The organism is Pseudophaeobacter sp. 1A09344, from assembly GCF_041008745.1.
GTDB classification, from domain to species: Bacteria; Pseudomonadota; Alphaproteobacteria; order Rhodobacterales; family Rhodobacteraceae; genus Phycobacter; species Phycobacter gallaeciensis_A.
Genome location: NZ_JAXGFS010000010.1, coordinates 51,205 through 69,757, shown reverse-complemented (window position 1 = coordinate 69,757; position 18,553 = coordinate 51,205). Strand labels below are relative to the sequence as shown.

Sequence of the window (18,553 nt, the reverse complement as noted above, 5' to 3'; positions counted from 1 at the left end):
GCCGAATGACAGGTCTTTTCACATCGAAAACACGCGGAGCGGTAGCTTTGTGATCGCAAAGCCGCAGGCAAAGGTGCACTACAGTCGAGGGTCGCAAGATCTTGTAGATACATCAGAAACCCTCCCAGATGCAGGTGTCGCCACTCGGACGATAGGCTTCGAAATACTGGGTGGCGGCGGGATCCTGCACACCAAAGGGCACAGCGCGATCGGCAAATGAGATGACGATACGTTCCGGCTGCAGCGCGTGTTCCTGCATATAGGAGAGCGCCAGTTCCTGGCACAGGTGATCCATATCGGCCATCGCCTGATCATGGGTGGCTGTGCCGCCATTGCGGGAAATCTGCGGCGCCACGAAACGCAAGCGCAGCCACAGTGCACCAGGATCACGATCCAGCAGCACTTCAGACAGGGTGACCGGCTGACCAGAAGGTACGGAAATGGGCGCCACTCCGGCCTCACCTGCCGAAGCGGCAGACGCTGCGATCATATTCAGGAAACCAGAAACGACGGCCACAAAATATCCGCAGCCCCGACCCCAAAAACGATGGGCTCCTCCTGCCGGGGCTGCAGGCGCTGCGCACGCGGCGCGCGCTGTCCTTATGCCGATGAGGCGGATCATGGAGCCGATTCGCCCTCTGTGTCAAACGTTGTTACAAATTTGTGCAAAATGATTTGCCCAAGCGGCATTCTTTGGCGCCGCACAAATCTCGCACACGCATATGCAGAGTTGTGGGTTATTGCCTCTCCCACGGCTCGGGAAGGGCCACCGAAAAGGGCGCACATCAGGAAAGTCACAGATCCGCCCCCTGCCCGCGCGCCGCATGGCGCAGCCAGCGCCCGCGGTTTGCCGGTTTTTCCAGCACAGCTTCAATCCGCTCGGCCAGCACCGGAGACACCAACCCCAGGACGCGACCGCCAGCCGTCACCCTGACGCCCTCGGCGGTCTGCGCCACCCGAACCACCGGAGAGAACCCCCGCACGTCCTGCAACGCCCGCCACATATCCTGCCGGATCTGATGCGCCAGCCGCAACGGATCCGCCTTGGGCAGATCCGCGGCCACCGCCACATCGAACCGAGGCGGGCGCTGCCGACAGAGTGTCAGAGCCCCCTCCTCGCGCAGGATATGCCACGAACGCGCCATCAGCAGATCACAACGGGATGTTGTCGTGTTTCTTCCACGGATTCTCGAGCTTCTTGTTACGAAGGCTCGCGAAGGCCCGGCTGACCCGCTTGCGGGTGGATTGCGGCATGATCACCTCGTCGATGAAGCCGCGCTCGGCCGCGACAAAGGGGTTGGCGAAGCGGTCTTCGTAATCCTTGGTGTGGGCCGCGATCTTGTCGGCATCGCCCAGATCGGCGCGGTGAATGATTTCGGTCGCGCCCTTGGCGCCCATCACCGCAATTTCAGCTGTCGGCCAGGCATAGTTGAAGTCGCCGCGCAGGTGTTTGGAGGCCATCACGTCATAGGCACCGCCATAGGCCTTGCGAGTGATGACGGTCACTTTTGGAACCGTGGCTTCGCCATAGGCAAACAGCAGCTTGGCACCGTGTTTGATGACACCGCCATATTCCTGCGTGGTGCCCGGCAGGAAGCCCGGCACGTCGACCAGCGTCAGGATCGGGATTTCGAAACAATCGCAGAAGCGCACAAAACGCGCTGCCTTGCGGCTGGAGTCGATGTCGAGGCAACCGGCCAGAACCATTGGCTGGTTGGCGACAACACCCACGGTCTGCCCTTCGAGGCGAATAAACCCTGTGATGATGTTCTTGGCGAAATCTTCCTGGATCTCGTAGAAATCACCTTCGTCCGCGACCTTGGTGATGAGCTCCTTCATGTCGTAAGGCGTGTTCGGGTTTTCCGGGATCAGGGTATCGAGACTCTCCTCGATCCGGCCCGGCTCATCAAAGAAGGGGCGCACCGGCGGCTTTTCGCGGTTGTTGAGCGGCAGGAAATCGACCAGGCGGCGCACTTCGGCCAGTGCTTCGACATCGTTTTCAAAGGCGCCATCGGCAACCGAGGATTTCTTGGTGTGGGTCGAGGCACCGCCCAGCTCCTCGGCGGTGACGACCTCATTGGTAACGGTTTTCACCACGTCGGGGCCGGTCACGAACATGTAGGAGCTGTCTTTGACCATGAAGATGAAGTCGGTCATGGCAGGCGAATAGACCGCGCCGCCCGCGCAGGGGCCCATGATAACCGAGATCTGCGGCACCACGCCCGAGGCCATGATATTGCGCTGGAACACTTCAGCATAACCGGCGAGCGAGGCAACGCCCTCCTGAATACGGGCACCACCGGAATCATTGATGCCGATCACCGGCGCGCCGTTCTGCACGGCCATGTCCATGATCTTGCAGATCTTCTGGGCATGGGTTTCGCTGAGCGAGCCGCCGAAGACGGTAAAGTCCTGGCTGAACACATAAACCATGCGACCGTTGATGGTGCCCCAGCCGGTGACGACGCCGTCGCCTGCGGGTTTTTGTTTTTCCATACCAAAATCGGTGCAGCGATGCGCGACGAACATGTCGAACTCTTCAAAGCTGCCTTCGTCCAGCAACAGATCAATCCGTTCGCGCGCTGTCAGCTTGCCGCGTCCATGCTGCGCATCGATCCGCTTTTGCCCACCGCCCAGCCGCGCGGTACCGCGGCGCTCTTCCAGCTCGGAAAGGATATCTTTCATGGCACAGGTCCCCTTTAGATTTCCGGGGGACCATAGCCCGGGGGCCGTCTGGGCCAAAGCTCTTTGTCGCAAATTTGCAAATCGTTTGCATACGCCATAAGCAAATTTGCATATTTCGCAAAATCCTCGGCATTTTCCGGCTGCAAACCGCCGGTCTTGGCGCACCGCGCGCTAGCGCCTCTTTCCTCAACCCCGACCCGGCAGTAAGCTTCTGATCAGTAACCGTCGATCCCGGTAACCAGTGAGGAGAATGATCAGATGCTGAGCCAAGCGGAAATCATCAAGGCCCTGCAATTCGCCCGCTTTTACGACAGCGATCCATTGAACTCGACTGGCGCTCCGCGGCTCGAGATCACCTATCAATATGCCGGTACGCAGCAGCCGGGTGACCTCCCCACAGACACCACCTACAGCGGCTGGCGGGATTTCACGACCGCCGAGAAGGCCAATTTCGAGGCCGCGCTGGCGCATATCGAGAGTTTTCTGAACGTCGAATTTACCGAGGTCAGCGGTGAGGACGATCCGGATATCAACGTCGGCGCAGTCACCCTGTCCGGCAACACCTCGGGCTATGGCGGTTACGGTGTCAGCTATTATGACACCACCATTACCGAATGGGACGGCTTCGTAGTCTTTGACGAGAGCCGCGATCTGTCCTCCGCCGATGCAATGAATCTGCTGCTGCACGAACTGGGCCACGCGATGGGCCTGCGACACACATTCGACCCGGACGCCAACCTGCCGGAGGAATACGACAGCAACCTTTATTCCATCATGTCCTACACTACCAACCCGATCAACGGCCAGGACAGCGATGCGATGATGCTGTTCGACGTCCTGGCGCTGCAGGACATCTGGGGCTCAGCCGACTACAACACCGGCGACACCCGCTACACCGGATCGCGCACCAATACCGTTGATGCGATCTGGGACAGCGGCGGAGAGGACACCCTTGATGCGAATGGCCGGGCGGATGGCGTTGTCTTTGACTTGCGCGCGGGCAGCTTCTCCAGCTTTGATGCCGAAAGCGACGTGGTGATCACCTTTGGCAGCGAGATCGAGAACGCCACCGGCGGGCTTGGCGATGACCGCATGACCGGCAATGGCGGCAACAACACCCTTCTGGGCGGCGGCGGCAAGGACACGATCTTTGGCCAAAGAGGCAGCGACCAGCTCGAAGGCGGCGCCAGCCGGGATCGCCTGTTTGGCCAGGGTGGGCGTGATGATCTGGAAGGCAACGCCGGACGGGACGTTCTTCGCGGCGGCAACAGCAAGGATTTCCTGAGCGGAGGCGGACACCGGGACCGGCTTTTCGGCGGCAATGGCAACGATACGCTGAAAGGCAACGGCGGCAACGACATCCTGAACGGTCAGTCCGGCAATGACAGGCTGTTCGGCGGTCGCGGAGATGACAAGTTCGTGTTCAACAACAGCTTCGGCAACGATACCATCGTTGGTTTCGCCGATGATGCCGACAGTCTGGAAATCACGGGCCACGGCGATCAGGCCACCCTCCTTGCCGCGGCAAGTGACACGGACAAAGGCGTTTTGTTCGACTTTGGCGCCGACACCCTGTTGGTCAAGGGCATTACGCTGGCCGATATTAGCGACGACATTCTGATCTGACGGCATCGCCATTCGGCACGGGGCAGATTGATGGCCCCGCCCGCGCACAGGGGGTGTGTAATATCACCAATAGACAATTTGTCGCTGCTGCACTAACCCCTTAGCATGACAACTACTCCGCGCATGAACACCTCTCCCCGGGCGCCCCGAACGGCGCCCCATATCGGTACGCTCATCCTTCTGGCCGGCATCTCTGCCCTCGCGATGAATGTCTTTCTGCCTTCCCTGCCGGGCATGGCAGTATATTTTGAGGTCGACTACCGGCTGATGCAGCTCTCCGTCGCGCTTTATCTGGCGGTGAACGCGGTGGTGCAGATTCTGGTTGGCCCGATTTCGGACAAGATGGGCCGCAGACCTGTGATTCTTGCCAGTATTGTCCTGTTCCTGCTGGCCACACTCGGCTGCATCTTTGCCCCGAATGCGGAAATTTTTCTGTTCTTCCGAATGGCACAGGCTGCGATTGCCGCCACCATGGTGCTGAGCCGTGCCGCGGTGCGCGACATCTACGACACCGACAAGGCTGCCAGCATGATCGGCTATGTCACTATGGGCATGGCTGTGGTCCCGATGATCAGCCCCGCGATCGGCGGGATTCTGGACCAGATCTTTGGCTGGCAGGCCAACTTCTGGCTGCTGGTGGTGCTGGCACTGGGCACCTACGCGCTGACCTATTTCGATTTTGGGGAAACCGCGCAGAAAAGCGGCAAGACCCTGCTTGCGCAGTTCAAGGAATACCCCGAACTGTTCCGCTCGCCGCGCTTCTGGGGGTATTCGCTGGCCTCTGGACTGGCCTCCGGCGCCTTCTTTGCCTACCTCGGCGGCGCGCCCTTTGTCGGCACACAGGTCTATGGCCTTGACCCGGCGACGCTCGGCATCTGTTTTGCCGCGCCCGCAGTCGGGTACTTCCTGGGGAACTTTGTTTCCGGGCGATTTTCCATGGCCTTCGGCGTCAACCGTATGGTGCTCTGGGGCTGTATCATCAACGGGGTCGGCGTTGCTATCTCTCTGGGGATCGCGCTGGCCGGGCTGGACAGTCTTTATACCTTCTTCGGCTTCATGACCTGCGTTGGCCTCGGCAATGGCATGGCCATCCCGAATGCCACCGCCGGCGCGATTTCCGTGCGCCCGCATCTGGCCGGGTCTGCCTCGGGCCTTAGCGGGGCTATCATGATCGGCGGCGGTGCGGGCCTTAGTGCGATGGCAGGCTGGGTTCTGGTGCCCGGCGCGACCGCCGTGCCGCTGCTGGCCATCATGTTCGTCACCGCAGTGCTCGGGCTTCTGGCTATTGTCCTCGTGATCCAGCGCGAAAAATCGCTGCAGCTCTAGCGCCTTGCCCCCTTGAGTTTGCAATTATACACTGCAAGTGGAGTTCATTTGCAAAGGTAGACCCAATGGCCACCCAAAAGCTTTATGCCGGTGCCAAGCTGCGCGAGATGCGGACACGGCTTGAGCTGACGCAAAAGGATTTTGCCGCCAAGCTGGGTGTCTCCCTGCCCTATCTCAACCAGATGGAGAACAACAACCGTCCGGTGTCGACCACCGTGGTGCTGGCTCTGGCGCAGGAGTTCGGCATGGATGTCACCGAGCTGAGCACCGGTGACAGCGAGCGCCTGGTCAGCGACATGCGTGAGGCGATGGCGGACCCGGTCTTTGCCGATGACCCGCCGCCTTTGGCCGATCTGCGCCTGACCGCATCGAACGCACCGGCGCTGGCGCGCGCCTTCCTGACGCTGCACCGGGCCTACCGGCAGACCCACGAACGGCTTGCCTCTCTTGATGAGGCACTGGGGCGCGAGGATGCCCGCATCCAGGCCAGCCCTTGGGAGGAAGTGCGCGATTTCTTCCATTATTGCGACAACTACATCGACGCGGTGGACCGGGCCGCAGAACGCTTTGCCGGCGCGGCAGACGTGCGCGCTGCGGCGCTGTCTGCGCTGGAAAACGCCGGGATCACGGTTCAGATGACGGATATGACCGGGCTGCGCAGCTACGACGCCGAGAGCCGCACATTGAGGCTCTCAAACCGCAGCGCCCCCTCTACTCAGGTATTTCAGCTGCTGCTGCAGGTGGCGCTGCTCAGCCAGGACAGCCTGCTGGAGGCGACGCTGGATTTTGCCCGCTTCCAGACCAGCGAAGCCCGCGCCATCGCCAAGATCGGCCTCGCCAATTATTTCGCGGGCGCCGCCCTGATGCCCTATGGCCGGTTCCTCGCCGCTGCGCAGGAGACCCGCCACGATCTGGAGCGACTGGCCACCCATTTTGGCGCCTCGATCGAACAAGTCGCGCACCGGCTATCGACCCTGCAACGGCCGGGCGCCAAAGGGATTCCCTTCTTCTTTGTGCGGGTGGATCAGGCCGGCACCATCACCAAACGCCATTCTGCGACAAGGCTGCAATTTGCCCGCTTTGGCGGTGCCTGCCCGCTGTGGAACGTGCACCGGGCTTTTGAAACGCCGGGCCGGTTCCTGCGCCAGCTGGCCGAAACCCCGGATGGGGTGCGCTACCTGTCGCTGGCCCATGACGTATCCAAACCGGGGGGCTCCTTCGGCTCTCCGGTACGGCGTTATGCCATCTCCCTGGGCTGTGAGGTGCGCCATGCCGATGCGCTGATCTATGCGGATACGCTGGATGTGAACAACGCCTCGGCCTATGAGCCGATCGGCATTTCCTGCCGCATCTGCGAACGCAAGGACTGCCATCAGCGGTCTGTTCCGCCGCTGGAGCGCCGTCTTAGCATCAATGCCGATGCGCGTGGCGTACTGCCCTACGAGGTCAGCTGACACAAAATGGGGCCCGCATTGCGGACCCCGGAACTTTTTACCAACGCTCTGTGCTTCAGGCCTTTTCGGACAGAAGGCTCCAGATTTCGTCCTTGAGTGCGGCACGTTTCTTGCGCATCTCAACCTCGGCCAGCTCCTCGACCGGCTCCACATTGGTTTCGGCACGGTGCACGGCGCGGTTCACCTCGTGATACTCATCCGCAAGCTTGGCGAAATGAGCATCGGATTGTTTCAACTGGCTGATCAGCTCCGCCTTGTCGGGGAATTCCTGGGCCAGTTCATGAGGCGTGTTGGACATCTGTTCGCTCCTTTATCTGTATTGTTTGACAGGACATTAGATGCTGGTTTGAAACCTCACTTTGACCGGGATCAAATCAAAGGCCCGCAAGCAACATTTCTGCTGCGCTTGAAACAGGGGCGCATCAGATCCAACAGAAAACCGCCCCGCTGCGTGGTGCAGGGGGCGGCCTTATCAAACAGTAATTGAGGGACTTACCTCTGGGCGGCTTGCCAACCCGGATGGAACCAGGGTTCGGCATTTGAAGACGGCAGGCGGCGCCCCAAAATGTGATCTGCGGCCTTTTCGCCCGTCATGATCGACGGGCCGTTGAGGTTGCCATTGGTAATGCGCGGGAAGATCGAGCTGTCCGCCACCCGCAGGCCATCGACGCCGATTACGCGGCATTCGGGATCCACAACCGCCATCGGGTCATCCTCTGCTCCCATCTTGCAAGTGCCACAGGGGTGATAGGCGCTTTCGGCATGCTCGCGGATGAAACTGTCGATCTCATCGTCGCTCTGCAGTTCATTGCCGGGCTGGATCTCATGCTTGACGAAAGGTTTGAAGGCATCCTGCGAAAAGATCTCCCGCGTCAGGCGGATGCATTTGCGGAAATCCTCCCAATCCTGCTCGGTGCTCATGTAGTTGAACAGGATCTTCGGCGCCGCCTTGGGATCAGAGGAACGCAGGCTGACATTCCCGCGCGAGGGTGATCGCATGGGGCCGACATGGGCCTGGAACCCGTGCCCTTCGGCGGCAGCCTGACCGTCATAGCGCACCGCCATCGGCAGGAAGTGGTACTGGATATCCGGATACTCCACCCCCTTGTCCGAGCGGATGAAGGCCGCGCTTTCGAATTGGTTGGAGGCGCCAAGACCTGTCTTGGTGAACAGCCACTGCGCCCCGACTAAACCTTTGCCCAGAAGGTTCCAGTATTTGTAAAGGGTAATCGGCTGGCTGCAGGCCATCTGCATGTAGACCTCAAGATGGTCCTGAAGGTTCTGCCCCACGCCTGGACGATCCGCCACTACGTCAATCCCGTGTTCGGCCAGATGGGCCGCCGGTCCTATGCCGGACAGCATCAGCAGTTTCGGCGAGTTCAGCGAGGACGCCGAGACGATCACTTCGCGGTCTGCCCGGATCACCTCGACCTTGCCGCCGCGCTCCACCTCGACCCCGGTGGCGCGACCCTCTTCGATCACGATACGGCGCGCCAGGGCGCGGATGACATCGCAGGTGTCCCGCTTCAGCGCCGGCCTAAGATAGGCATTGGCCGCCGACCACCGCCGTCCCTTCCAGACGGTCATCTCCATCGGGCCAAAGCCTTCCTGCTGCTGACCGTTATAGTCCCCGGTTACCGGATAACCGGCCTGCCGCCCGGCCTCGACAAAGGCATCGTGCAGCGGATTGTCGCGCGGGCCGCGGCTGATGTGCAGCGGACCATCGGTGCCGCGCCAGTCGGGATCGCCGCCATGGCCACCATCGTGCCAGGTTTCCATCCGTTTGAAATAGGGCAGCACATCCGCATAGGACCAACCCCGGGCGCCGCTTTCGGCCCAGTGGTTGTAATCGCCGGCATGGCCGCGCACATAGACCATCCCGTTGATCGAGGAAGAGCCTCCGATCACCTTGCCACGCGGGCAGACCAATTCGCGCCCGCCCAGATGCTGTTCCGGCTCGGATTTATAGCCCCAGTCATAAAGCGACATGTTCATCGGATAGGACAGCGCCGCAGGCATCTGGATAAAGGGCCCCATATCGGTGCCCCCGTGCTCGATCACCAACACCCGGTGCCCGGCCTCGCTCAGCCGGTAGGCCAGCGCACAACCAGCAGATCCGGCGCCCACAATCACATAATCAGCGTTCATCGCATTTCTCCGTCACCGGTCAACGACCCGTCCAAACCTGGCCTGCCCCCTGCCCCGATTGCCCTTCCGGGCGACGGGGCGGGTGGGTGGGCGTTGACCGGAAGGGCAATCAGAAGGCCGCCTCGACATCGCCCATGCGCACATAGACGGATTTGACCTGGCTGAAGTGTTTGATGGCTTCCTTGGAGTTCTCGCGCCCCACACCGCTGGCCTTGACCCCGCCAAAGGGCGCTTCGACCGGCGCGTCGTTGTAGGAGTTGATAAAGCAGCTGCCTGCCTCCAGCGCCCCGATCACCCGGTGAGCCCGAGTGAAATCACGAGTAAAGACACCTGCGGAGAGGCCGAATTCCGTGGCATTGGCGCGTTCGATCACCTCTTCCTCGGTTTCGAAATCCAGAACCGACATCACCGGACCAAAGATCTCTTCGCGCGCGATCACCATATCGTCCGTCACGTCAGCAAAGACGGTCGGCGCGATGAAATAGCCGGGCCGGTCCACACGTTCGCCGCCGCAGATCAGGCGCGCGCCCTCGGCCTTACCCTTTTCGATATAACCCAGAACGATCTCCATCTGCCGTTCTGACACCATGGGGCCAAAGTTGACCGCCTCGTCCTGCGGATCTCCCAGAACCGCGCCTTTGGTCCGCTCGGCCAACCGCGCGAGGAACTTCTCCTTGATGCCCTTTTGCACAAAGACCCGGGTGCCGTTCGAGCAGACCTGCCCGGAGGAATAGAAGTTGCCGTTAATCGCACCGCCAACCGCGTTTTCGATATCGGCATCGTCAAAAATGACCAGAGGCGACTTGCCGCCCAGCTCCATGGTGACGTGCTTCATGTCGGCCGCGGCGGCAGCGTAGACCTTTTTGCCAGTCGGTACCGATCCGGTCAGCGACACCTTGTCGACGCGCGGGTCGGCAACCAAGGCTCCGCCAACTTCGCCCATGCCCTGAACCACGTTGAACACCCCTGCAGGTAGGCCTGCCTCGTGCAGGATCTCGGCAACCTTCAGGGCGCAAAGCGTCGTCGTCTCGGAAGGTTTGAACACCATGGCATTGCCACAGGCCAGCGCCGGCGCCGCCTTCCAGCAGGCGATCTGCGTGGGATAATTCCAGGCGCCGATCCCGACGCACAGCCCCAGGGGTTCGCGCACGGTATAAACCCAGTCCTCGCCCAGCGGGATATGCTCGCCAGTGAGGCTGGCGGCCAGACCGCCGAAATACTCCAGCGCATCGGCGCCAGAGGTCGCATCCGCCACCAGCGTTTCCTGCAAGGGCTTACCGGTGTCATAGGTTTCCAGCACCGACAGCTCGTGATTGCGTTCGCGCATGATGTCGGCGGCGCGGCGCAGGATACGGCCGCGCTCGGTACCCGTCATCTTCGCCCAGGCCTTCTGCGCCGCCTGGGCCGAAGCGAGCGCCTCTTCGACGATCTCGGGCGTCGCGGCATGCACGGTGGCGATCTCTTCGCCGGTGGCCGCATAGATCACCGGAATGGCGGTCCCAGCGGTGTTTTCGACGTAGGCGCCATTGATGAAATGGCTGGCCTTCGGGGCTGCGGGATGGGTCATGATATAGGCCTGTCCAGTCTTGAAATTGGGTTATTCGCCGCGCGGGAAGCGGGCGTTTTCCTCAACCACATTGAGATCCATGTGGTTGCGCATGTAACGTTCCGAAGCCTTTTGCAGCGGCTGGTAGTCCCAGGGGTAATAGCCGCCCTGGCGCAGCGCTTCGTAGACGATCCAGCGGCGCGCCTGGCTGGCGCGCACCTCGGCGTCGAACTGTTCCAGGTTCCAGCGCGCTTCGGATTTTGCCCGCAGGGTTTGCAGGGTGCCCGCATGGTCGGGGTGATCCGCCAGATTGGTCAGTTCCTTCGGGTCGGCCTCCAGATCAAACAGCTGATCAGGGTCGAGCGCGCAGCGGTTGTACTTCCACTTGCCATAGCGCAGCGACACCAGCGGCGCATAGGACGCCTCAGCTGCGTATTCGATGGTCACCGGTGCGCTGCGTTCTTCGCCCTTGGCCAGCGGCACAAGGTTCTCGCCGTCGGTCCAGGGAGCGATCTCCTCCATCGATACCCCGGCCAGAACACCCAGCGTCGGGGTGACATCCAGCGTCGATACCGGCGCATCAATACGCCCAGAGGGCAGATCCGGGGCCGAGATCATCAGCGGCACGCGCGAAGAGCCTTCAAAGAAGCTCATCTTGAACCACAGGCCACGCTCTCCCAGCATGTCGCCGTGATCGGAAACGAACAGGATGATCGCCTCCTGACGGGTGGTTTCCAGCACCTCAAGGATCTCACCGATCTTGTCATCCAGATATGAGATATTGGCGAAATAGGCACGGCGCGAGCGGCGGATGTCTTCTTCGGTGATGTCGAAGCTGCGCCAGTCGTTGGCGTCAAAGATGCGCTTGGAATGGGCGTCGTGGTCCTCATACTCCATCGCCGGAACCTCGGGCAGCAGATGCTCGCAATCCTCATAAAGGTCCCAGTATTTCTTGCGCGCGACATAGGGGTCGTGCGGATGGGTAAAGGACACGGTCATCGCCCAGGGACGGTCATCCTTGCCCCGTGCCAGATCGTAAAGCTTGGCCTTGGCGTGATAGGCGACCTCGTCGTCGTATTCCATCTGGTTGGAGATTTCCGCGACGCCTGCCCCGGTCACCGAGCCCATATTGTGATACCACCAGTCGATCCGCTCGCCCGGCTTGCGGTAATCCGGCGTCCAGCCGAAATCGGCCGGGTAGATATCCGTGGTCAGGCGCTCCTCGAACCCGTGCAGCTGGTCAGGGCCGACAAAATGCATCTTACCGGAAAGGCAGGTGTAATAGCCCGCACGGCGCAGGTGGTGCGCGTAGGTCGGGATATCGCTGCGGAATTCGGCGGCGTTGTCATAAACGCCAGTGCGCGAGGGCAATTGCCCGGACATAAAGCTGGCCCGCCCCGGTGCACAAAGCGGCGAAGCGGTATAGGCATTGGCAAAACGCGTCGAGCGCGCCGCCAGTTTCTTCAGGTTGGGCGCATGCAGCCAGTCCACCGGACCATCCGGAAACAACGTCCCGTTCAACTGGTCCACCATCAGGATCAGAATATTGGGTGCAGTCATGCGCCTCTCCTGTTTCATTTTGTGCTGAGCTCCGGCCAATCCGGAAAACGGCAGCTGTTGCTGCGGGTCCTGCCACGCGCGATCTGCACGGCACCCCGGTTCTGTTCTGCCCTACCACGACTTGCCGGTAAGCCAAACAGTTTTTTGTACCGTCATACAAGTTATTGAAGCCACATAACATCGCTTGTATCCGGCGCGCATGTAACGCAAAACTGCGTTATGGGACGAAAACGCATCCGAGATATCCGCAACGAAGAGCTGATCGAAGCCACCATCGTTGCCGTGCACAAGCGCGGTTATGGTGTTGTGACCATGGCCGAAATCGCCGCTGAAGCCGGAGCCTCGGCGGCGTCGATCAACTATTACTTCGGCTCCAAGGAAGGGCTGATGGAAGCCACGATGCGGCATCTGTTGCGCAAGCTGCGGACCGCCATGGTCGAAGGCTACGCCACCGCGCGCACGCCGAAAGAACGGCTATACGCGGTGATGGATGCGAACTTTTCCGACAATCTGTTCACCGTGACGCAATGCAGCCTGTGGATGCAGTTCTGGGCCAATGCGCCCTACTCGCCGCGTCTGTCGCGGCTGCACCGCATCAACAGGACCCGGGTGCGCAGCCATTTTCTGGCCGAACTGCGGCATCTTCTGCCCGAGGCAGAGATTGAAACCGCGCGGCAGGCCCTGCAGTGCTATATGGACGGCGTCTGGCTGCAGACCGCGCAGTCCGAAGGTCCGGTCGATCCCGAAGCCGCACGGCGCGCAGCGCACCGTGTCGTGGATCTGGCCCTGTCATAAGACCGGCCCAACCACCTACAGTCAGGACCTTCAGACCTTGGTCGCAGGCACCGGCGGTGTGATGGCGCGGCGCTTCAACACCGCCTCGCGCCAGGTGATGAAACTGATCGCCCCAAGGATCAGCGCACCGCCCGAAACCACCCAGATGTCGATCGCCTCGTCAAACACCAGCGCCCCCAGAAGCGTCGCCCAGATCAGCTGCAGGAAGGTCACCGGCTGCGTCACCGCAACCGGCGCCGCCGAGAAGGCAAGCGTCATCGTGTAGTGCCCCGCCGTGGCGAAACAGGCCACCGCAAAGAGAATGCCAAGCTCAGCCAGTGTCGGGGTCACCCAGACCGCCGCCGCAAAGGGCGCCAGCCCCGCCGTCACCCAAAGCGACAGCATGGCTACCACCACAACCGGATTGGTACCGTCCACGGTGAATTTGGCCAGCAGATAAGAGCCGCCAAACACCACCGCCGCTGCCAGCATTGCGATATGCCCGGGTGAGATTTCCCGAAACCCTGGCCGCAGGATGATCAGCGCACCAATCAAAGCCGCGATGATCGCCGCGATCCGGCGCAGGGCCAGTTTCTCACCCAGAAACACAGCCGCCCCGATGGTGACATAGACTGGCGCCAGATAGTTCATCGCCGTGACCTCGGCCAGCGGGATCTGAGTCATGGAAAAGAACCACAGCATCACCCCAAGCGTATGCAGAACGCCGCGTCCAGCAAACAGTCCCCACAGCTTGGGCGTCAGCTTGGCCTGACGCAGCGCGCCAATCATCGGGATCAGGAACACCAGCCCCAAAAGGTATCTGAGGAAAGCGGATTCGGCAGGGGGGATCCGACCGCCCAGATATTTGACCAATGCGGTAACCGCGACAAAGTTCAGCCCGGTCACCAGCATCCAGAAAATGCCCATCACGGGATTAGTGTCCCGGTCTTTTGTCTGCTGCGCATCACTCATGACGCCAGACAGAACACCCAAACGGCAAAGGGTACAACCCTGAACATGGCAATTATTTTCGGCATCCACCTTTGCCCGCGAAGCGCTCTGCCTCGCCCAGCACTTGCCCTCCCTCAGATCAACAGGAGGTTCGCTGCAATGGCCCACATTGTCAGCCCGACAACTGCCTCAAGCACCTGCCAGGACCGGGGCTTGGCAAACACAGGCGCCAGCAGACCCGCGCCATATCCAAGGGAAAAGAAAAACGTGAAACTTGCCAAAACGGCCCCAAGGCCAAAGATCAGCGGCGCCGGATCCTGCGCCGAGATCGTGCCCAAGAGAACCACCGTATCGAGATAGACATGCGGGTTGAGCCAGGTCAGCGCCAGCACCGTCGCCAGAACCGGCAGCAGAGGCGCGCTCTGATTGCCTTGCCCCGCCGCCTCCAGCACGGCGCCGCCGCGCCAGGCCGCCAGCAGACTGCGCGCGCCATACCAGATCAGGAAAGCAGCCCCGCCAAAGCGCATGATGGTCTCGATCCCCGGCAGCGCCTGCGTCAGCGATCCAAACCCCAGAACCCCGGCATAGATCAGAACCGCGTCCGAACCTGCACAGGTCAGGCAGATCCAGAACACATGCTGCCGCCGCAGCCCTTGCCGCAGCACAAATGCGTTCTGCGCCCCGATCGCGAGGATCAGGCTAAAGCCGAGGGCAAATCCGGAAGCAAGGCTGGCTGACATGCTGGGCGTCTTTCTGCTGGAACTCTTCGCGCTTTGACTATGCGCCCCAGTCCGGATAATCCAATTAAATATGATAACCTGGATTAAGCACAGCTAATGCAACTCGACCCCAATCACCTTTCCGCGCTCCGGGCCGTTTTACACCATGGCTCGTTCGAAGCTGCGGCCCATGCCCTTGGGGTGACGCCCTCGGCCATTTCACAGCGGATCAAGGCGCTGGAGGACCGTACCGGCATCGCACTGGTCCTGCGCGGTGTGCCCTGCACCGGCACGGCGGCGGGGCTGAGGATTGCCAAACACGCCGAGGATATCGGCCTTCTTGAGGCGCAGCTGGCGCGGGAGCTGGCGCTGGAAAACGGCACGGCCCCGGTGCGTCTGCGCATCGCGGTCAATGCCGACAGCCTTGCCAGCTGGTTCATCGACGCGATGGCCGGAACTGACGGCGTGCTGTTCGATCTCCTGGTGGACGATCAGGATCACAGCGCCGACTGGCTGAAGCGCGGCGAGGTCTCAGCCGCGGTCACCGCCAGCACCCGGCCCGTGCCCGGGTTTGATGCCTACCCGCTCGGCACGCTGGACTATGCGGCAACCGCCAGCCCGGACTTCATGGCGCGCTGGTTTCCAGACGGCGTCACGCCAGAGGCCGCTGCCGAGGCGCCCTGCATGATCTTTAACGCAAAGGACAGACTGCAGCAGCAGTGGCTGGAGCGGAACGTGGCACCCCGGTTGTCGCCGCCCGCGCACTACCTGCCCTCTACCCAGGCTTTTATCGAAGCCGCAGCTGCCGGTCTCGGCTGGGGCATGAACCCGCTTTCCATCATCGGGGAAGAGCTGCACAGCGGCCGTCTGGTGCCACTCATCCCCGACACAATCCTGCGGGTTCCGCTCACGTGGCAGGTGGCGCGGGTGATGGCGCCTGCCCTTGCAGAGGTCACCCGGTCTGTGCAGACATCAGCGCGACGGCATTTGACCCAAGACCGTTAAGACCAATCGGAAAGACCCCTCATGTTTTCACAAGACTCTCTCAGCTATGATCCGCTGCCATTGCCCGACCGGGCCGCGTACACGGATGCGCAGATGCAGGAAAAGGCGACTGAGTTTCTCGCCCATATGCAGCGGCGCCACACGGTGCGCGATTTCACAGATCAGCCGGTGCCCCGACAGGTGATCGAGGACTGCATCCGGGCGGCGGGCACCGCGCCATCGGGCGCCAACCACCAGCCCTGGTTCTTTGCGGCCGTTTCGAACCCAGAACTGAAGGCCCGGATCCGCGCCGAGGCTGAGGAAGAAGAACGCAAGTTCTATGCAGGCGGCGCTGGCGATGAATGGATCAAGGCGCTTGAGCCGATCGGCACCAATGAAGACAAACCGCATCTGACCATCGCGCCCTGGCTGATCGTGGTCTTCGCCCAGCGCTGGGGCGAGTTTGCGGACGGCACCCGTTACAAGAACTACTACGTGCCCGAAAGCGTGAACATTGCCACCGGCGTTTTGCTGACGGCGCTGCATACCGCTGGTCTGGTCAGCCTGACCCACACGCCGAACCCGATGAAGTTCCTCAATGGCGCCCTGGGTCGCCCGGCCTCGGAAAAGCCTACGATGATCATCGCTGTAGGCCATCCGGCAGAAAATGCTATGGTTCCCTCAGTCGCCAAGTTCAAAAAACCTCTGGAGGAGATTTGCCAGGTCTTCGAATGACAGAAAGCCCGGTGTGACACCCGGGCCAGCCTCTCTGCGGCGCAGCCTTGGCCTGCACGTGGTTCTGCCACGGGCCGGGGTTCTGCTGGTCTGGCTGGCCCTCAATCATTTCTTCTGGCTGCCCGTGTCACTGGCCTGGGCGCTGATCGCGGCAGATGGGGTGCTGCTGGCCTGGCAAAGCCGCGATTTGCTGCGCAGCACGGACGGGCACATCCGCAGCACCGGATCGATGGCGCCGGTCTGGGGCAGCTATCTCGTTCTATTGTTTGCAGGATTTGCAACACTGACGCAGTGGTGGGGCGCCCTGCTGACTGCCGGACAGGTGGAAACCCTGCCCTATGCCCAGCAGCAGGAACAGGCGCGCCAGCAGCTCTATAGTCTGACCCTGTCCGATGATGGCCGCACCCTGATCTTTACCGGCGAGATCACCCACGGGCTGACCCGGCGCATTACAGCCACGCTGGACGCGGCACCAGAGGTCCGCTCCCTGCATCTGACCGGCCCCGGCGGGCTGATCTACGAGGCGCGCGGCGTGGCCAAGCTGATCCGGACCCGTGGCCTTGATACCCAGGCTGCCGACCTCTGTGCCTCGGCCTGCACAGTGATCTTTGCCGCTGGGCAGGAGCGCCTCCTCGCCCCCAAGGGACAGCTCGGATTTCACGGCTATGCACTGATGTTCGAAGGTGGGCTGCCGCAACTGGACCTGAAGAAAGAGCAGGAGAAGGACCTGTCCTTTTTCCTGCAGCAGGGCATCAGCGAAGGGTTTGTGCAGAGGGTCTTTGAGGTGGCCAACTCCGACCTTTGGATACCGGAGCACGCGGAACTGCGCGCCGCGGGCGTGATCACCGCCGGGGCCGACTGAAAAGCTCAAAACGCCACAATTGCGGTGCCTTTTACGGTGCTGACACGTTACAGGCCGGTTTTTCTTGCGCGATGCATTCCCCGTGCCTAGCCTGAAATCGTTCAAATTCAGGATATGTTATGCGCTTTGTCACTGCCGGTTTATGCCTCGCCTTCTCTGCCGCTCCTGCCTTTGCAGGCCTTGAAATCTGCAACGATGCCGGGCGCAGCCTCAGCGTGGCGATCGGATACGCCGATGGCGACACCTGGGTATCCAAGGGATGGTGGAACATCGATGCGGGCGATTGCAAGACGCCGCTCGGCGGGGATCTGAAGAATCGCTACTATTACTACCGTGCCAATTCTTCGGGTTCGGCCTTTGCCAGCGGTGATTTCACCTTCTGCACCACCTCACAGGCCTTCACAATATCGGGAGATTCCGAGTGTGCCGCACGGGGATATGAGAGCACCGGCTTCCGCAAACTGGACACCGGCAAGACCGCGAAACAGTTCACCCTGACTCTGGTGGACAATTCCACCAGCAAGAGCGAAACCACACCGAAGCCCGCCCCTCCGCCACCGGCACCTGCTCCAGCCACAGGCCCCGCCCCGGCGGGCACCTATGGCGAGCCCTATTCCAACATGGCCAACCTGCAGGACTGCACCTATGAGGGCGCCCGCACCTGCAGCTTTCATGCCGACGGCACCAAGTTCTACGTCTCCGATGACGGGCGCACGCCGCAGTTCGTTTTTGCCATCATGGAGAAACTGGACCCCGGCACGCCCATCGAGGTTCAGGGCGATCTGGAAGCCATTTACGACCGCAGCGCGGATGTTGTGCTGCGCGATATCACCATTCGTCCCTGGACCAACGCGGATTCAATCCTGAACCGGATGCAAGGCAGTTGGTACTCGGTCGATGATCCCAATTCCCAGTTCAACATTCTGGGGTCTGAGCGCGACAACACATATGACGGTGCCATCACCGGACGCGACTATATTTCCGTGTCAAACTGGTGCGACAGTTTTCAGGGCGCAGGCCCCTACCTTTACGCGCGCGAAGAAGAGACCGGCGAGAGCTACTGCTATGCCATCGACAGCATGTCCGATTTCGAAATGACGCTGATGTATCTGCCCGGCGGTAATTTCCTGAGCTACCGCAAGCTGGACTGACCTTTCGGCCCAAAGGAACTTAAACGCAAAAG

17 protein-coding genes are annotated in these 18,553 nt (G+C 61.3%); 8 read left to right on the top strand and 9 right to left on the bottom strand.

From position 1 onward, the window contains the following. Window positions 1-112: 112 nt before the first annotated feature. The 3 genes from SM765_RS16935 to SM765_RS16925 form a co-directional block, all read right to left on the bottom strand. Entirely contained in the window at window positions 113-517 is a 405-nt protein-coding gene (locus tag SM765_RS16935; RefSeq protein ID WP_342456572.1) for a DUF6497 family protein, read from the bottom strand. Window positions 518-794: 277 nt separating this feature from the next. Next, window positions 795-1,145, bottom strand: coding sequence for a hypothetical protein (locus SM765_RS16930; RefSeq protein ID WP_274832506.1), 351 nt, complete (start codon window positions 1,143-1,145; stop codon window positions 795-797). Between the two features lie 7 nt (window positions 1,146-1,152). Continuing rightward, entirely contained in the window at window positions 1,153-2,685 is a 1,533-nt protein-coding gene (locus SM765_RS16925) for an acyl-CoA carboxylase subunit beta (RefSeq protein ID WP_065270757.1), read from the bottom strand. Window positions 2,686-2,943: 258 nt separating this feature from the next. Between SM765_RS16925 and SM765_RS16920 the strand changes: the two genes are divergently transcribed. The 3 genes from SM765_RS16920 to SM765_RS16910 all read left to right on the top strand — a co-directional run bounded on the left by SM765_RS16920 (window position 2,944) and on the right by SM765_RS16910 (window position 7,091). Beyond that, the gene (locus SM765_RS16920) at window positions 2,944-4,311 is read left to right on the top strand and encodes a M10 family metallopeptidase C-terminal domain-containing protein (protein ID WP_274838641.1); all 1,368 of its coding nucleotides are present in this window, start codon (window positions 2,944-2,946) and stop codon (window positions 4,309-4,311) included. A 123-nt stretch (window positions 4,312-4,434) separates the two neighbouring features. Beyond that, window positions 4,435-5,637 (top strand): multidrug effflux MFS transporter, encoded by a 1,203-nt coding sequence (locus SM765_RS16915; RefSeq protein ID WP_274839035.1) that lies wholly within the window; start codon window positions 4,435-4,437, stop codon window positions 5,635-5,637. 65 nt (window positions 5,638-5,702) lie between these two features. Beyond that, window positions 5,703-7,091: a helix-turn-helix domain-containing protein gene (locus SM765_RS16910; RefSeq protein WP_065270760.1), complete on the top strand. Its 1,389-nt coding sequence runs from the start codon at window positions 5,703-5,705 to the stop codon at window positions 7,089-7,091. Window positions 7,092-7,146: 55 nt separating this feature from the next. On the opposite strand, the gene SM765_RS16905 is transcribed toward SM765_RS16910, so the two are convergent. The 4 genes from SM765_RS16905 to betC form a co-directional block, all read right to left on the bottom strand. Further along, the gene (locus SM765_RS16905; RefSeq protein ID WP_274828360.1) at window positions 7,147-7,389 is read right to left on the bottom strand and encodes an HP1242/YdcH family protein; all 243 of its coding nucleotides are present in this window, start codon (window positions 7,387-7,389) and stop codon (window positions 7,147-7,149) included. Between the two features lie 194 nt (window positions 7,390-7,583). Further along, complete coding sequence (gene betA / locus SM765_RS16900; protein ID WP_274838639.1) at window positions 7,584-9,239, bottom strand: choline dehydrogenase; 1,656 nt, start codon at window positions 9,237-9,239, stop codon at window positions 7,584-7,586. Between the two features lie 109 nt (window positions 9,240-9,348). Beyond that, window positions 9,349-10,806 carry a betaine-aldehyde dehydrogenase gene (betB, locus tag SM765_RS16895; protein ID WP_274838638.1) on the bottom strand — a complete coding sequence of 486 codons (1,458 nt, stop codon included), beginning with the start codon at window positions 10,804-10,806 and terminating at the stop codon, window positions 9,349-9,351. 30 nt (window positions 10,807-10,836) lie between these two features. Then, on the bottom strand, window positions 10,837-12,345 hold the full coding sequence (gene betC / locus SM765_RS16890) for a choline-sulfatase (RefSeq protein ID WP_274838637.1): 1,509 nt from the start codon (window positions 12,343-12,345) through the stop codon (window positions 10,837-10,839). A 219-nt stretch (window positions 12,346-12,564) separates the two neighbouring features. Here betC and betI point away from each other — a divergent pair, with 219 nt between their 5' ends. Next, window positions 12,565-13,140 carry a choline-binding transcriptional repressor BetI gene (gene betI / locus SM765_RS16885; RefSeq protein WP_065270764.1) on the top strand — a complete coding sequence of 192 codons (576 nt, stop codon included), beginning with the start codon at window positions 12,565-12,567 and terminating at the stop codon, window positions 13,138-13,140. Between the two features lie 30 nt (window positions 13,141-13,170). Here betI and SM765_RS16880 read toward each other — a convergent pair whose 3' ends face one another. Together SM765_RS16880 and SM765_RS16875 are read right to left on the bottom strand one after the other, a co-directional pair. Next, window positions 13,171-14,091, bottom strand: a complete 921-nt coding sequence (locus SM765_RS16880) for a DMT family transporter (protein ID WP_274828356.1) — start codon at window positions 14,089-14,091, stop codon at window positions 13,171-13,173. A 113-nt stretch (window positions 14,092-14,204) separates the two neighbouring features. Further along, window positions 14,205-14,810: a LysE/ArgO family amino acid transporter gene (locus tag SM765_RS16875; protein ID WP_274838636.1), complete on the bottom strand. Its 606-nt coding sequence runs from the start codon at window positions 14,808-14,810 to the stop codon at window positions 14,205-14,207. A gap of 96 nt (window positions 14,811-14,906) precedes the next feature. Here SM765_RS16875 and SM765_RS16870 point away from each other — a divergent pair, with 96 nt between their 5' ends. The 4 genes from SM765_RS16870 (at window position 14,907) to SM765_RS16855 (ending at window position 18,521) form a co-directional block, all read left to right on the top strand. Then, complete coding sequence (locus tag SM765_RS16870; RefSeq protein WP_274838635.1) at window positions 14,907-15,794, top strand: LysR family transcriptional regulator ArgP; 888 nt, start codon at window positions 14,907-14,909, stop codon at window positions 15,792-15,794. Between the two features lie 21 nt (window positions 15,795-15,815). After that, window positions 15,816-16,508, top strand: coding sequence for a nitroreductase family protein (locus SM765_RS16865; RefSeq protein WP_274832497.1), 693 nt, complete (start codon window positions 15,816-15,818; stop codon window positions 16,506-16,508). 13 nt (window positions 16,509-16,521) lie between these two features. After that, on the top strand, window positions 16,522-17,370 hold the full coding sequence (locus SM765_RS16860) for a COG3904 family protein (protein ID WP_274838634.1): 849 nt from the start codon (window positions 16,522-16,524) through the stop codon (window positions 17,368-17,370). 119 nt (window positions 17,371-17,489) lie between these two features. Then, entirely contained in the window at window positions 17,490-18,521 is a 1,032-nt protein-coding gene (locus SM765_RS16855) for a DUF1036 domain-containing protein (RefSeq protein ID WP_274838633.1), read from the top strand. Window positions 18,522-18,553 lie beyond the last annotated feature (32 nt).

Excerpts from the sequence above, each read along its gene's own strand:
- SM765_RS16855 (WP_274838633.1), top strand. The coding sequence starts at position 17,490 with ATGCGCTTTGTCACTGCCGGTTTATGCCTCGCCTTCTCTGCCGCTCCT.
- SM765_RS16930 (WP_274832506.1), bottom strand. The coding sequence starts at position 1,145 with ATGGCGCGTTCGTGGCATATCCTGCGCGAGGAGGGGGCTCTGACACTC.
- SM765_RS16910 (WP_065270760.1), top strand. The coding sequence starts at position 5,703 with ATGGCCACCCAAAAGCTTTATGCCGGTGCCAAGCTGCGCGAGATGCGG.
- SM765_RS16875 (WP_274838636.1), bottom strand. The coding sequence starts at position 14,810 with ATGTCAGCCAGCCTTGCTTCCGGATTTGCCCTCGGCTTTAGCCTGATC.
- betI (WP_065270764.1), top strand. The coding sequence starts at position 12,565 with ATGGGACGAAAACGCATCCGAGATATCCGCAACGAAGAGCTGATCGAA.
- SM765_RS16925 (WP_065270757.1), bottom strand. The coding sequence starts at position 2,685 with ATGAAAGATATCCTTTCCGAGCTGGAAGAGCGCCGCGGTACCGCGCGG.
- SM765_RS16865 (WP_274832497.1), top strand. The coding sequence starts at position 15,816 with ATGTTTTCACAAGACTCTCTCAGCTATGATCCGCTGCCATTGCCCGAC.
- SM765_RS16905 (WP_274828360.1), bottom strand. The coding sequence starts at position 7,389 with ATGTCCAACACGCCTCATGAACTGGCCCAGGAATTCCCCGACAAGGCG.
- betA (WP_274838639.1), bottom strand. The coding sequence starts at position 9,239 with ATGAACGCTGATTATGTGATTGTGGGCGCCGGATCTGCTGGTTGTGCG.
- SM765_RS16870 (WP_274838635.1), top strand. The coding sequence starts at position 14,907 with ATGCAACTCGACCCCAATCACCTTTCCGCGCTCCGGGCCGTTTTACAC.
- betB (WP_274838638.1), bottom strand. The coding sequence starts at position 10,806 with ATGACCCATCCCGCAGCCCCGAAGGCCAGCCATTTCATCAATGGCGCC.
- SM765_RS16915 (WP_274839035.1), top strand. The coding sequence starts at position 4,435 with ATGAACACCTCTCCCCGGGCGCCCCGAACGGCGCCCCATATCGGTACG.
- SM765_RS16920 (WP_274838641.1), top strand. The coding sequence starts at position 2,944 with ATGCTGAGCCAAGCGGAAATCATCAAGGCCCTGCAATTCGCCCGCTTT.
- betC (WP_274838637.1), bottom strand. The coding sequence starts at position 12,345 with ATGACTGCACCCAATATTCTGATCCTGATGGTGGACCAGTTGAACGGG.
- SM765_RS16880 (WP_274828356.1), bottom strand. The coding sequence starts at position 14,091 with ATGAGTGATGCGCAGCAGACAAAAGACCGGGACACTAATCCCGTGATG.